Source organism: Scandinavium sp. (genome assembly GCF_032012665.1).
GTDB lineage: Bacteria > Pseudomonadota > Gammaproteobacteria > Enterobacterales > Enterobacteriaceae > Scandinavium.
In genome coordinates this window covers 36,299-50,429 of the sequence record NZ_DALZVG010000009.1, presented here as the reverse complement: position 1 = coordinate 50,429, position 14,131 = coordinate 36,299, and the positions used below count along the sequence as shown (strand labels likewise).

11 protein-coding genes are annotated in these 14,131 nt (G+C 55.5%); 9 read left to right on the top strand and 2 right to left on the bottom strand.

The genetic code is table 11. The features are described from left to right. Nucleotides 1-15: 15 nt before the first annotated feature. Entirely contained in the window at nt 16-1,065 is a 1,050-nt protein-coding gene (locus tag RTU33_RS09990) for a YeiH family protein (RefSeq protein ID WP_312627033.1), read from the bottom strand. A 105-nt stretch (nt 1,066-1,170) separates the two neighbouring features. On the opposite strand from RTU33_RS09990, the gene yieE reads away from it, so the two are divergent. The 3 genes from yieE (at nt 1,171) to cirA (ending at nt 5,888) form a co-directional block, all read left to right on the top strand. After that, nucleotides 1,171-2,037 carry a DNA-binding transcriptional regulator YeiE gene (gene yieE / locus RTU33_RS09985; protein ID WP_312627032.1) on the top strand — a complete coding sequence of 289 codons (867 nt, stop codon included), beginning with the start codon at nt 1,171-1,173 and terminating at the stop codon, nt 2,035-2,037. Between the two features lie 146 nt (nt 2,038-2,183). Further along, nucleotides 2,184-3,653, top strand: coding sequence for a lysine-specific permease (gene lysP, locus RTU33_RS09980; RefSeq protein WP_312627031.1), 1,470 nt, complete (start codon nt 2,184-2,186; stop codon nt 3,651-3,653). Between the two features lie 270 nt (nt 3,654-3,923). Beyond that, on the top strand, nt 3,924-5,888 hold the full coding sequence (gene cirA / locus RTU33_RS09975) for a catecholate siderophore receptor CirA (RefSeq protein ID WP_312627030.1): 1,965 nt from the start codon (nt 3,924-3,926) through the stop codon (nt 5,886-5,888). A 112-nt stretch (nt 5,889-6,000) separates the two neighbouring features. On the opposite strand, the gene fghA is transcribed toward cirA, so the two are convergent. Then, the gene (fghA, locus tag RTU33_RS09970) at nt 6,001-6,837 is read right to left on the bottom strand and encodes an S-formylglutathione hydrolase (RefSeq protein WP_312627028.1); all 837 of its coding nucleotides are present in this window, start codon (nt 6,835-6,837) and stop codon (nt 6,001-6,003) included. A 138-nt stretch (nt 6,838-6,975) separates the two neighbouring features. On the opposite strand from fghA, the gene RTU33_RS09965 reads away from it, so the two are divergent. The 6 genes from RTU33_RS09965 (at nt 6,976) to mglA (ending at nt 14,131) form a co-directional block, all read left to right on the top strand. Beyond that, nucleotides 6,976-8,109, top strand: a complete 1,134-nt coding sequence (locus RTU33_RS09965) for a YbfB/YjiJ family MFS transporter (protein WP_312627026.1) — start codon at nt 6,976-6,978, stop codon at nt 8,107-8,109. 114 nt (nt 8,110-8,223) lie between these two features. Continuing rightward, nucleotides 8,224-8,889 (top strand): GTP cyclohydrolase I FolE, encoded by a 666-nt coding sequence (gene folE, locus RTU33_RS09960; protein ID WP_312627024.1) that lies wholly within the window; start codon nt 8,224-8,226, stop codon nt 8,887-8,889. A 19-nt stretch (nt 8,890-8,908) separates the two neighbouring features. Next, entirely contained in the window at nt 8,909-10,066 is a 1,158-nt protein-coding gene (gene yeiB, locus RTU33_RS09955; RefSeq protein ID WP_312627022.1) for a DUF418 domain-containing protein YeiB, read from the top strand. Nucleotides 10,067-10,221: 155 nt separating this feature from the next. After that, complete coding sequence (gene galS, locus RTU33_RS09950) at nt 10,222-11,247, top strand: HTH-type transcriptional regulator GalS (protein WP_312627020.1); 1,026 nt, start codon at nt 10,222-10,224, stop codon at nt 11,245-11,247. A gap of 284 nt (nt 11,248-11,531) precedes the next feature. Then, a complete protein-coding gene (mglB, locus tag RTU33_RS09945; protein ID WP_312627018.1) occupies nt 11,532-12,530 on the top strand; it encodes a galactose/glucose ABC transporter substrate-binding protein MglB in 999 nt (332 codons plus the stop codon). Between the two features lie 80 nt (nt 12,531-12,610). After that, the gene (gene mglA / locus RTU33_RS09940) at nt 12,611-14,131 is read left to right on the top strand and encodes a galactose/methyl galactoside ABC transporter ATP-binding protein MglA (protein WP_312627016.1); all 1,521 of its coding nucleotides are present in this window, start codon (nt 12,611-12,613) and stop codon (nt 14,129-14,131) included.

Here is a 14,131-nt window from a genome sequence, read left to right as displayed (position 1 = left end):
GTGTGATACAGCGCTTTATGCCATCAGGGCATGAACCGCCACGTTAATCATACCGCCGCCGACAATCAGCCAGCCGAACAGCACCAGCGCCATCAAGAGCGGTTTTGCTCCGGCTTTTTTCAGCGCGCTAACGTGGGTGGTAAGGCCAAGTGCCGCCATCGCCATTGCCAGCAGAACGGTGTCGAGCGTGACCAGCATGTCGACTACGGCCTTCGGCAGCAGGTGGAAGCTGTTGAAAATCGCCACCACGATAAACAGGATCGCGAACCACGGAATGGTGATTTTACTTTTCTCGCCGTTTTTAGCCGGGGAGAGTTGTTTCACGCGCGCCGCCAGAATCAGCAGGAACGGCGCGAGCATCATCACGCGAAGCATTTTGGCGATCACCGAAGCGTTTTCTGCATCCGGGCTGATGGCATGGCCCGCCGCCACAACCTGCGCGACTTCATGGATGGTCGAGCCCATGTAAATGCCATAGGTTTCCGGGCTGAACCAATGTGCAAGCACCGGGTACATCGCGGGGTAGAGGAAAATACCAATGGTGCCGAAAATGACCACGGTGGCGACCGCGACCGTCACTTTGCTGGATTCCGCTTTCAGGACGGGTTCCGTCGCCAGCACCGCCGCCGCGCCGCAGATGCTGCTGCCCGCGCCAATCAGCCAGCTGGTGTGCTTGTCCAGGCCAAATACTTTCTGTCCAAGGAAAGACGCCAGGACAAAGGTGCTGGTGAGCGTCAGTACGTCGATGGCGATGCCGCTGAAGCCAACGTCAGCAATTTGCGAAAACGTCAGGCGGAAGCCATAAAGAATGATACCCAGACGCAGCAGGTGCTGCTTGGCGAACAGGACGCCGCCGTCGCAGCGCTGCCAGATTTTTGGGTAAACCGTATTGCCAATTACCATGCCGAGCAGGATAGCCATTGTCAGTGCGCTAAAGCCCGCGCCAGCGATTGCCGGGATGCTGCCGGTCCACAGCGCCGCGCCGGTAATCAGTGCGGTCAGAGCCAGGCCAGGAACAAAATGCCTAATCGGATGGCGGCGTGGGGTGAGAGTGAGTGCTGTCATAACCTTCTCCTTTATCTGGGCAAAAGGTTACGTCGCGCTGGTTTAAAAATAAAATTGATTATATATTTATAATTAATCTGAATAAGTGGTAAGTGAGCGTCCAATATGCACATCACCCTACGCCAGCTGGAAGTGTTTGCTGAAGTGCTGAAAAGCGGGTCAACAACGCAGGCTTCTCAAATGCTGTCGCTTTCGCAGTCAGCGGTCAGCGCCGCGTTAACCGATCTGGAGGGCCAGCTTGGTGTACAGCTTTTCGACCGGGTCGGCAAACGACTGGTGGTCAACGAACACGGCCGTCTGCTGTATCCGCGTGCGCTGGCAACGCTTGAGCAGGCGACCGAAATCGAGCAGCTGTTCCGGGAAGACAATGGCGCTATCCGGGTGTTCGCCAGCAGCACCATCGGCAACTATATCCTGCCGGAAATTATCGCCCGCTATCGTCGTGATTTCCCGGCGCTGCCGCTGGAGCTTAGCGTCGGCAACAGTCAGGACGTCATCAATGCCGTCAGTGATTTTCGCGTGGATATCGGCCTTATTGAAGGGCCGTGTCACGCAGCAGAAATCATTGCCGAGCCCTGGCTGGAAGATGAGCTGGTGGTATTTGCCGCCCCGGGTTCGCCGCTGATGAACGAAAAGGTGACGCTGGCAAGGCTTGCTGAAGCGCCGTGGATCCTGCGCGAACATGGTTCCGGCACGCGTGAAATTGTTGATTATCTCTTGCTTTCACATCTCCCAGAGTTTCACCTCGGCATGGAGCTTGGCAACTCAGAAGCCATCAAACACGCGGTGCGTCATGGGCTTGGCATCAGCTGCCTGTCGCGGCGGGTCATTGCAGAGCAGCTCGACAGCGGCACGCTCGTGGAGGTGCCGATCCCGCTTCCTCACCTGACGCGAAAGCTGTGGCGCATTCACCATCGCCAAAAACATCTCTCTAACGCGTTGCAGCGTTTCTTACGCTACTGCGATGTCTGAGGCGCTGGCGAAGCGACGTGATAAGGGCTTTACTTATAATTTGCGTCTCATCATGAAGCTCTCTTATAAGTGCGCATTTCAACCGGAAGGATCCCCTTTCGTCTGCTACAATCGCGCCTCATTTTTTGGAAGGACAGCATTTTCCCATGGTTTCTGAAACTAAAACCACAGAAGCGCCCGCGCTACGCCGCGAACTCAAGGCGCGTCACCTGACGATGATCGCCATTGGTGGCTCCATCGGTACAGGGCTATTCGTTGCCTCCGGGGCAACCATTTCGCAGGCGGGCCCCGGCGGCGCGCTGCTTTCTTATATTTTGATTGGCCTGATGGTGTACTTCCTGATGACAAGCCTCGGCGAACTGGCAGCCTATATGCCGGTGTCAGGCTCGTTTGCCACTTACGGTCAGAACTATGTAGAAGAAGGCTTTGGCTTCGCGCTGGGCTGGAACTACTGGTACAACTGGGCGGTGACCATCGCCGTTGACCTCGTGGCCGCCCAGCTGGTGATGAACTACTGGTTCCCGGAAACGCCGGGCTGGATCTGGAGCGCGCTGTTCCTCGGCATCATGTTCCTGCTGAACTGGATCTCCGTGAAAGGCTTTGGTGAAGCTGAATATTGGTTCTCGCTGATCAAAGTGACCACCGTCGTTATCTTTATCATCGTCGGCGTCATGATGATCGTCGGCATCTTCAAAGGTGCACAGCCGGTCGGCTGGAGCAACTGGACAACCGGCGACGCGCCATTTGCCGGGGGCTTTGCGGCGATGATTGGCGTGGCGATGATTGTCGGCTTCTCCTTCCAGGGCACCGAGCTGATTGGTATCGCTGCGGGAGAATCCGAAGATCCGGAGAAGAACATTCCGCGCGCGGTGCGTCAGGTGTTCTGGCGTATCCTGCTGTTCTATGTGTTCGCCATCCTGATTATCAGCCTGATCATTCCTTATACCGATCCGAGCCTGCTGCGTAACGACGTGAAGGATATCTCCGTCAGCCCATTCACGCTGGTGTTCCAGCACGCGGGTCTGCTGTCGGCGGCGGCGGTGATGAACGCCGTTATCCTGACGGCGGTGCTGTCGGCGGGTAACTCCGGGATGTATGCATCCACGCGTATGCTTTACACCCTGGCCTGCGACGGCAAAGCGCCGCGTATTTTTGCGAAGCTTTCCCGAGGCGGTGTACCGCGTAACGCACTGTATGCGACCACGGTGATTGCGGCGCTCTGTTTCCTGACCTCCATGTTCGGCAACCAGACCGTTTACCTGTGGCTGCTGAATACCTCCGGGATGACGGGCTTTATCGCGTGGCTCGGCATTGCCATCAGCCATTACCGTTTCCGTCGCGGCTATGTGATGCAGGGGAATGACATCAACAACCTGCCGTACCGTTCGGGCTTCTTCCCGCTGGGGCCAATCTTCGCGTTCGTGCTGTGCCTGATTATCACGCTCGGCCAGAACTACGAAGCGTTCCTCAAAGACACCATCGACTGGGGCGGCGTGGCGGCGACCTACATCGGCATCCCGCTGTTCCTGGTTATCTGGTTCGGCTACAAGCTGGCGAAGGGCACCCATTTCGTTCGTTACAGCGAAATGCACTTCCCGGAGCGCTTTAAGAAGTAATTAACTTAAAGCAGTCTGAAAACCCTCCCATGCGGAGGGTTTTTTTATGCCCGGGCAATAGCTTCTGGACATAATTGCTCACAATTTAATTGATAATTGTTATCATTCTCTTTATCATCTTGGCACTTTCAGGATGAAGCCACTCTCCCGCATCTTGTCCGGGGACGCCAACGGACCAGGGTGACCAGCCACATCTCTCATATTGCTCTTTTTTACGCTCGCCTCGACTGGCGGGGGTTTTGTGGTTGTTTCACCTCATGGAGAATGGAAATGTTCAGATTGAATCCTCTTGTCCGGAGCGGATTATGCGCTTCTGCATTCACGCTGGCGCTGCCGGTTATGGCCGCCAGCGATGACGAAACGCTGGTGGTGACCGCCGCCGCAACGGAGCAGAGCGTCAAGGACGCCCCGGCAAGCATCAGCGTGATCACGCAGCAGGACCTTCAGCGCCGTCCGGTGCAGAATCTGAAAGACGTTTTACAGGATGTTCCGGGCGTGCAGCTCACCAACGAAGGCGACAACCGCAAAGGCGTCAGCCTGCGCGGGCTCGACAGCAGCTATACGCTCATTCTGGTGGACGGCAAGCGCGTGAACTCCCGCAACGCCGTGTTCCGCCACAATGATTTTGATCTCAACTGGATCCCGGTGGATGCCATCGAGCGTATCGAAGTCGTTCGCGGGCCGATGTCGTCGCTTTACGGATCGGATGCCCTTGGCGGTGTGGTGAACATCATCACCAAAAAAATCGGCCAGAAGTGGCACGGCACGCTCACCGCCGATACCACGATTCAGGAACATCGCGACCGTGGTGATACCTGGAACGGCCAGTTCTTTACCAGCGGCCCGCTGATTGATGGCGTGCTGGGCATGAAGGCCTACGGCAATCTCTCGAAACGCGAGAAAGACGAGCAGCAAAAATCAGCGACCTCCAGCACCGGTGAATCACCGCGCATTGAGGGCTACACCAGCCGCGATGGCAACGTCGAATTTGCCTGGACACCGAACGATAATCACGATTTCACCGCAGGCTACGGTTTCGACCGCCAGGACCGCGATTCCGACTCGCTCGATAAAAACCGCCTTGAGCGTCAGAACTACTCGCTGAGCCACAATGGCCGCTGGGATATGGGCAACAGCGAGCTGAAGTTCTACGGCGAGAAAGTGGATAACAAAAATCCGGGACAGGCGGGCGTAATCACCTCTGAAAGCAACTCCATCGACGGCAAATACGTGCTGCCTCTGAGTCCCATCAATCAGCTGCTGACCGTTGGCGGCGAGTGGCGCCACGACAAGCTGAACGATCCGGTGAATTTGCAGGGCAGCGGTAACACTTCTGCCAGCCAGTACGCGCTGTTTATTGAAGACGAATGGCGGATTTTCGAGCCGCTGGCGTTGACCACCGGCGTACGTATGGACGACCACGAAACCTACGGCGATCACTGGAGCCCGCGTGCGTATCTGGTTTATACCGCGACCGATACCATCACCGTGAAGGGCGGCTGGGCCAACGCTTTTAAAGCGCCTTCACTACTGCAGCTTAGCCCGGACTGGACAACCGGTTCCTGCCGCGGAGCCTGTGAAATCGTCGGTAGCCCGGACCTGAAGCCGGAAACCAGTGAAAGTTACGAGCTTGGCCTCTATTACGCCGGGGAAGAGGGCTGGCTGGAAGGGGTGCAGGGCAGCATCACGACCTTCCAGAATAACGTGGACGATCGCATCAGCATCAGCCGTACCGGTAATGTGGATCAGGCGAAAGATTACCCGAACTACGTAGGGCTGAACGCCGATGGCGAACCGATTTTCCGTTACTACAACGTCAATAAAGCGCGTATTCGCGGCGTGGAAACGGAGCTGAAAGTGCCGTTGGCGGAAGACTGGAAAGTGACGCTGAACTACACCTATAACGATGGGCGTGACCTCAGCAACGGCGGCGACAAACCGCTGTCAGAGCTGCCGTTCCACACCGCCAACGGCGTCGTGGACTGGCAGGCAACACAGGACTGGTCCTTCTACGTGCAGGCAAACTACTCAGGTGAGAAACGGGCGATGACGAACGGTGGGGCAACGCCTGGTGGGTACGTTATCTGGAACACCGGCGGCGCATGGCAGGCGACGAAAAACGTCAAACTGCGTGCGGGCGTGATGAACCTGATGGATAAAGATCTGGGCCGCGACGACTACAGCTACAACGAAGATGGACGCCGTTACTTTATGGCGTTGGATTACCGTTTCTGATGGTTTGAAAGGCTCGCGGAAACTGTAGCCCCGGTAAGCATAGTGTAGCGCCGCAGGGGAAATTGCCGGGCGGCGCTGCGTTTGCCCGGCCTACGATTTATCCGCTGGGGCGCTACTTCAACAAATGCTGCGCATGGAAGCGCAGATGATCTTCGATAAAGGACGCGATAAACCAGTAGCTGTGATCGAACCCTGACTGAATGCGCAGCGTCAGCGGCCATTCGCTCTGGCGCGCGGCTTCGGCCAGTACGGCTGGCTGCAGCTGGTCGGCCAGAAACTGGTCGCTGTCACCCTGATCGATAAGCGTTGGAATAGCGCTTTTCGCGTCGCTTTTCAGCATCAGCGCGCAGCTGTCCCATTCTGCCCATTTCGTTTTGTCCTCTCCGAGATACGCGCTGAACGCTTTTTGTCCCCATGGCACGCGGGTCGGGTTCACGATAGGTGCAAAGGCTGACACGCTGCTGTACCTGCCCGGATTTTTCAGCGCCAGAATCAGCGCACCGTGACCGCCCATTGAATGGCCGGAAATCGCACAGCGCTCCGCCACGCTGAACTGTGACTGAATCAGCGCGGGTAGCTCGTCACGCAGATAATCATACATGCGGTAGTGTATAGCCCACGGTGCCTGGGTTGCATTGAGATAAAACCCGGCGCCCTTGCCAAGATCGTAATTATCGTCATCGGCGACGTCATCGCCCCGGGGGCTGGTGTCGGGCATCACTAACACGATGCCGAGCTCAGCGGCGACACGCTGCGCTCCGGCTTTGGTGGCGAAATTTTCATCGGTGCAGGTCAGGCCGGAAAGCCAGTAAAGTACCGGTGGTGGTGTGGATTCGCGCGGTGGCGGCAGAAAAATGCTGAACGTCATCGCGCAGTTCAGCGTGGTGGAGTCGTGCCGCCAGCGTTGCTGCCAGCCTTCAAAACAGCGGTGCTCTTCGAGCAGTTCCATGCAGGGCTCCCGGATATGAACTGAAAAAAGGTCTGCTTCATCATACAGATCGTGCGCGCGAATGCGTAACTTTCACTTCCGCACAAAGACGACATGTTGCATCATAAAAGCAACTTTACATTAACATATGGATTGAACATGGCGCTACGTACCGCGCTGAGCGGCTTTATTATGCTGGTGGTGGCGATGGGAATAGGGCGTTTTGCCTTTACGCCACAGGTGCCGCTGATGATCGCCGACGGACAGCTGACGCTGACCAGCGCCGGACTGGTGGCAGCGATGAACTACCTTGGCTATTTACTTGGCGCCTGGGATGCGATGCGTGCGCATCGAGGCGTGGAAGGGCGCCTGTATGCCGGGATTCTCGGCGCTGTCTTACTGACGTTTCTCTCTGCATGGGTGGATAACGCCTGGCTACACGGCGTGCTGAGGCTGGTCATTGGCGCGATGAGCGGTTGGGCAATGGTGCTGACGGCTGCCTGGACAAATGAACGTCTGGCCCATGCCGGGAAACCGGGGCTCAGCGCTGCGGTGTTCGCCGGGCCGGGGGCGGGGATTGCTCTGAGCGGGCTGCTGGCGGTCTGGATCCATTCGCGGCATCTGAGCGCAGCGGAAGGCTGGTTGCTCTATGGCCTGCTGGCGTTAATCCTGATCGCATTTGTGTCCCGCTGGTTGCCGAAGCCTGGCGATTTTCACCGGCCTGGCGGGCAGCCTGAGCCTTTACGGCTGACGTCGAATCTGAAGCGGCTGGTCTGGAGCTACAGCCTGGCAGGCTTCGGCTATATTCTTCCGGCGACGTTTTTATCGCAAATGGCGGCGGCACGCTTTCCAGGAAGCCTGTTTGCGCAGTTCCTATGGCCGGTATTTGGCGCAGCGGCGGTGGTCGGCATTGGGCTAAGTATTTTGCTACGCGGCGTGGGCCATAGCTATCAGCGTCTGGCGATTGTGCTGTGGCTTCAGGGCGCAGGCGTGCTTGCCGCCTGGCTGGTGCCGGGCATGAGTGGGCTGGTCATCGGAGCGCTGCTGGTTGGCGGTGGCTTTCTCTGTGCGGTTCAGCTTTCGTTACTGTATGGGCGAGAACTTGCGCCACAGCACACCCGGTATATGGCTGGTTTACTGACTACGGGCTACGCTGTCGGGCAGCTCATCGGGCCGATGACTTCCGCACTTTCCACCTGGCTGACGCAGCGTCTGGAACCGGCACTTGGCGTGGCGGCTATCGCGCTGCTGATCGGCGGGGCGCTGGTCTGGCGACCCGGTACGAAAGGTTAAGCCAATTTCAATAATTATCGCTGTGAATACTGGATTCTGTGCGCGGCCTCACGCACAATGAGTGTTCACTTTGCCCCCAGACGCAAAGGTCGCCACACCTGCAGGAGAAAAAGAATGCCATCACTGAGTAAAGAAGCCGCTCTGGTTCATGAGGCGCTGCTGGCGCGTGGACTGGAAACCCCACTGCGTCCGCCCGTTGAGATGGACAATGAGTCGCGCAAGCGTCTGATTGCCGAGCATATGACCGAAATTATGCAGCTGCTCAATCTCGACCTCAGCGATGACAGCCTGATGGAAACGCCGCATCGCATCGCAAAAATGTACGTCGATGAAATTTTCTCCGGCCTCGATTACGCCAATTTCCCAAAAATCACCGTCATTGAGAATAAAATGAAGGTGGATGAAATGGTGACCGTGCGCGATATCTCGATGACCAGCACCTGCGAGCATCACTTTGTGACCATCGACGGCAAAGCCACCGTGGCCTATATCCCGAAAGACACGGTGATTGGTCTGTCAAAAATCAACCGCATCGTGCAGTTCTTCGCCCAGCGTCCGCAGGTTCAGGAACGTCTCACTCAGCAGATCCTGACGGCGTTACAGACTCTGCTCGGCACGAATAACGTGGCGGTGTCCATTGATGCGGTGCATTACTGCGTGAAGGCGCGCGGCGTGCGTGACGCAACCAGCGCCACCACCACCACATCACTCGGTGGCCTGTTTAAGTCCAGCCAGAACACTCGCCAGGAGTTTCTGCGCGCCGTTCGTCACCACAACTGATTGATTAAGCAGGTATCCGATGGAGCGTAACGTCACGCTGGATTTTGTTCGCGGCGTTGCCATTCTTGGGATCCTGCTTCTTAATATTTCCGCCTTTGGTCTGCCGAAGGCGGCTTACCTCAACCCCGCCTGGTATGGCGCTATTACCCGCAGCGATGCCTGGACATGGGCCGTTCTTGACCTCTTTGCGCAGGTTAAATTCCTTACGCTATTTGCTTTGCTGTTTGGTGCGGGTCTGCAACTTTTACTTCCTCGTGGTAAGCGCTGGATCCAGTCCCGACTCACGCTGCTGGCGCTGCTCGGCTTTGCCCATGGTCTGCTTTTCTGGGATGGCGATATTCTGCTGGCTTATGCGCTGGTGGGGCTGGTGTGCTGGCGCATGGTGCGCGAAGCGCAGAGTGTGAAATCCATGTTCAATACCGGCGTGGTGCTTTATCTCATAGGTATTGCGGTACTGGTGCTGCTGGGTCTGATCTCCGGCGATGCGCCAAACCGTTCGTGGGTGCCGGGACCGGCGAACCTGCAACTTGAACAATACTGGAAGCTGAAAGGCGGCGTTGAGGCCATCAGCAATCGTGCCGATATGCTTTCCGACAGCCTGCTGGCGCTGGGGGCGCAGTACGGCTGGCAGCTGGCGGGGATGATGCTGATGGGGGCGGCACTGATGCGCAGCGGCTGGCTGAAGGGCCAGTTTAGCCTGTCACATTACCGTCGCGTCGGCGGGCTGCTCATTGCCATTGGCATCCTGATTAACTTACCGGCAATTATTGCACAGTGGCATTTTGCCTGGTCATATCGCTGGTGTGCGTTTCTGTTACAGGCCCCGCGCGAGCTGAGCGCTCCGTTTCAGACCATCGGCTACGCTGCGCTGGCGTACGGCTTCTGGCCGCAAATCTGTGCTTCCCGTCTGGTTGGGGCGATTACCTGTGTGGGGCGCATGGCGCTTTCCAACTATCTGCTGCAAACGCTTATCTGCACCACGCTGTTCTACCGCTTTGATCTGTTTATGAAATTCGACCGGCTCGCGCTGCTTGCTTTCGTGCCTGTCATCTGGCTGGTCAATCTCTTCTTCTCCGTTATCTGGCTGCGTTATCACCGCCAGGGACCCGTGGAGTGGCTGTGGCGTCAGTTGACCGCACGGGCCGCAGGGGTATCTATTTCAAAAACATCCAGATAACGATCTGGATCACAATCATTAACAAAACGGATGTAACCGTTTCCATCAGTGTGACCTTCTTCACGTAGTCCTTGCCGCGTCGCTGCGAGAATAGCCACCTTGCTCAACACAGGGGGTGACCGTGAGTCGCTGCCATTTTCAACAGGACGGTGGTTATGATCACCATTCGTGATGTGGCCCGCCATGCGGGCGTTTCCGTCGCGACCATTTCCCGCGTGCTCAATAACAGCCCGCTCGTCAGTCCTGAAACGCGCGAACTGGTGATGAAAGCCGTCACGGAGCTGGGCTACCGGCCCAATGCTAACGCCCAGGCGCTGGCGACCCAGGTCAGCGATACCATCGGCGTGGTGGTGATGGACGTATCGGATGCGTTTTTTGGTGCGCTGGTGAAAGCCGTCGATACCGTGGCCCAGCAGTGTCAGAAAAACGTGCTGATTGGCAATAGCTATCATGAAGCAGAAAAAGAGCGTAACGCCATTGAGGTGCTGATTCGCCAGCGCTGTAACGCGCTGATAGTGCACTCCAAAGCCCTGAGCGACGCGGAGCTTGGCGAATTTATGGATCAGATCCCCGGCATGGTGCTGATCAATCGGATCGTACCGGGCTATGAGTATCGCTGCGTGGGGCTTGATAACGTCAGCGGGGCAATGATGGCCACGCGCATGCTGCTTAATCAGGGCCACACGCGGGTCGGCTACCTGGCGTCGAGTCATCACATTGAAGATAACCAGATGCGTCAGGAAGGCTGGCTGCGGGCGATGAGCGAGCAGGGTATTGCCGCACCTGAAGCCTGGATCGGCACCGGCACGCCAGATTTACAGGGCGGAGAAGCGGCGATGGTGGAACTGCTCGGGCGCAATCAGGGCCTGACGGCGGTGTTCGCCTATAACGACAACATGGCAGCCGGCGCGTTGACCACGCTGAAGGACAACGGCATTGCGGTGCCGCTGCATCTGTCATTGATTGGTTTTGATGATATTCCCATCGCCCGTTACACCGATCCGCAATTGACCACCGTGCGCTATCCGATCGTTTCCATGGCGAAACTGGCAACGGAGCTGGCGCTGATGGGCGCGGCGGGGAAGCTGAACAGGGCGGCAACTCACTGTTTTATGCCAACGTTAGTGCGTCGTCATTCGGTGGCGCTAAAGCAATCTGTGGGGTCGATCACTAACTTATAACGTGCAGCGATGTAACCGCTTTCAATTTGTGAGTAAATTCACAGTATCTTAACATTCGCCTGTCTATGATGTCAGCGTTTGTAAGGCTGAAACGCTATGTAACGGTGATTAATCGGTTTTTATATAGCAACAGAGCGCTAAACAATCAATTAAACGCACGTCTGGAGCGTTACTGAACACGGAAGATGGTTTTGGATAAATTTAACTTCGGCGGTCAGTAACAATTTCATAACGTTGTGCCTGCCGATAATAAGCTACCCTGCATAAAAATAACCGGAGATACCATGAATAAGAAGGTGTTAACCCTGTCCGCTGTGATGTCTTGCATGTTGTTCGGTGCCGCTGCTCATGCAGCAGATACCCGTATTGGCGTCACCATCTACAAATACGACGATAACTTCATGTCTGTGGTGCGCAAGGCTATCGAGAAAGACGGCAAAGCAGCCCCGGATGTTCAGCTGCTGATGAACGACTCGCAGAACGACCAGTCAAAACAGAACGACCAGATTGACGTCCTGTTGGCGAAAGGCGTGAAAGCGCTGGCGATCAACCTTGTTGACCCGGCTGCGGCAGGCACCGTTATCGAAAAAGCACGTGGTCAGAATGTGCCGGTGGTGTTCTTCAACAAAGAGCCGTCCCGCAAAGCGCTGGACAGCTACGACAAAGCCTTCTACGTCGGCACCGACTCTAAAGAGTCCGGCGTGATTCAGGGCGACCTGATTGCTAAACACTGGGCGGCTAACCCGTCATGGGACCTGAACAAAGACGGTCAGATCCAGTTCGTGCTGCTGAAAGGCGAGCCGGGTCACCCGGATGCGGAAGCGCGTACCACCTACGTTATCAAAGAGCTGAACGAGAAGGGCCTGAAAACCCAGCAGCTGCAGCTGGATACCGCGATGTGGGATACCGCTCAGGCGAAAGACAAAATGGACGCGTGGCTGTCTGGCCCGAACGCCAACAAAATTGAAGTCGTTATTGCGAACAACGATGCGATGGCAATGGGTGCAGTAGAAGCGCTGAAAGCGCACAACAAATCCAGCATTCCTGTGTTTGGTGTGGATGCCCTGCCTGAAGCGCTGGCGCTGGTGAAATCTGGTGCAATGGCCGGTACCGTGCTGAACGATGCAAACAACCAGGCGAAAGCCACCTTCGATCTGGCGAAAAACCTGGCGGAAGGCAAAGAAGCGGCCGCTGGTACCAACTGGAAAATCGACAACAAAATTGTTCGCGTACCTTACGTTGGTGTGGATAAAGACAATCTGGACCAGTTCATCGGTAAGTAATATTTAATTTCGCAGTCTTTGAAATATCTCCCGTGCTGGATGGTCAGCACGGGAAAACATTCGCGCAGCCAGGGTTAACTATGGTCAGCAATAAAACAGAATCGTCAGGCGAATACTTGTTGGAAATGAGCGGTATCAACAAGTCATTTCCCGGCGTTAAAGCGCTCGATAATGTTAATTTGAAAGTCCGTCCTCACTCTATTCATGCTTTAATGGGGGAGAACGGCGCGGGCAAATCAACATTATTAAAATGTTTGTTTGGGATCTACCAAAAAGATTCCGGTAGCATTATTTTTCAGGGTAAAGAGATCGATTTCCACTCCGCCAAAGAAGCACTGGAAAACGGTATTTCGATGGTACACCAGGAGTTAAACCTGGTTCTCCAGCGTTCAGTTATGGATAACATGTGGCTCGGCCGTTATCCGAACAAAGGTATGTTTGTCGATCAGGACAAAATGTACCGTGATACCAAAGCGATTTTCGACGAGCTGGATATTGATATCGATCCGCGCGCCCGCGTGGGAACATTATCCGTCTCGCAAATGCAGATGATTGAAATTGCGAAAGCATTCTCCTATGACGCCAAAATCGTCATTATGGATGAACCGACTTCTTCCTTAACGGAAAAAGAGGTCAATCACCTGTTTAAAATTATCCGTAAGCTGAAAGAGCGTGGCTGCGGCATTGTGTATATCTCGCACAAAATGGAAGAGATCTTCCAGCTGTGCGATGAAATCACCGTTCTGCGCGACGGGCAGTGGATTGCCACTCAGCCGCTGGAAGGGCTGGATATGGACAAGATCATCGCCATGATGGTAGGCCGTTCATTGACTCAGCGCTTCCCGGAAAAACACAACACGCCGGGTGAAACCATTCTCGAAGTGCGTAACCTGACCTCGCTGCGACAGCCTTCGATTCGTGACGTTTCGTTTGACCTGCGCAAAGGGGAAATCCTCGGCATCGCCGGGCTGGTTGGCGCGAAGCGTACCGACATCGTGGAAACGCTGTTCGGCATTCGTGAGAAATCTGGCGGCACGATTATGCTGCACGGCAAAAAGATTAATAACCACAGCGCCAACGAAGCCATTAACCACGGCTTTGCGCTGGTGACGGAAGAGCGCCGCTCCACCGGGATCTACGCCTATCTGGATATCGGCTTTAACTCGCTGATTTCCAATATTAAGAAATATAAAGGTAAAGTCGGTCTGCTGGATAATTCCCGGATGAAGAGTGATACCCAGTGGGTCATTGACTCAATGCGTGTAAAAACGCCGGGACATCACACGCAAATTGGTTCGCTGTCAGGCGGTAACCAACAAAAAGTCATTATTGGACGCTGGTTATTAACCCAGCCGGAAATTTTAATGCTTGATGAACCGACGCGCGGGATCGACGTTGGCGCCAAGTTTGAAATTTATCAGCTGATTGCGGAGCTGGCGAAAAAAGAGAAGGGGATCATTATTATCTCTTCTGAAATGCCTGAGCTGCTGGGTATTACCGACCGTATTCTGGTGATGAGTAACGGCCAGGTCGCCGGGATCGTTGACACTAAAACTACCACGCAGAACGAAATTTTACGTCTTGCGTCTTTGCACCTTTAA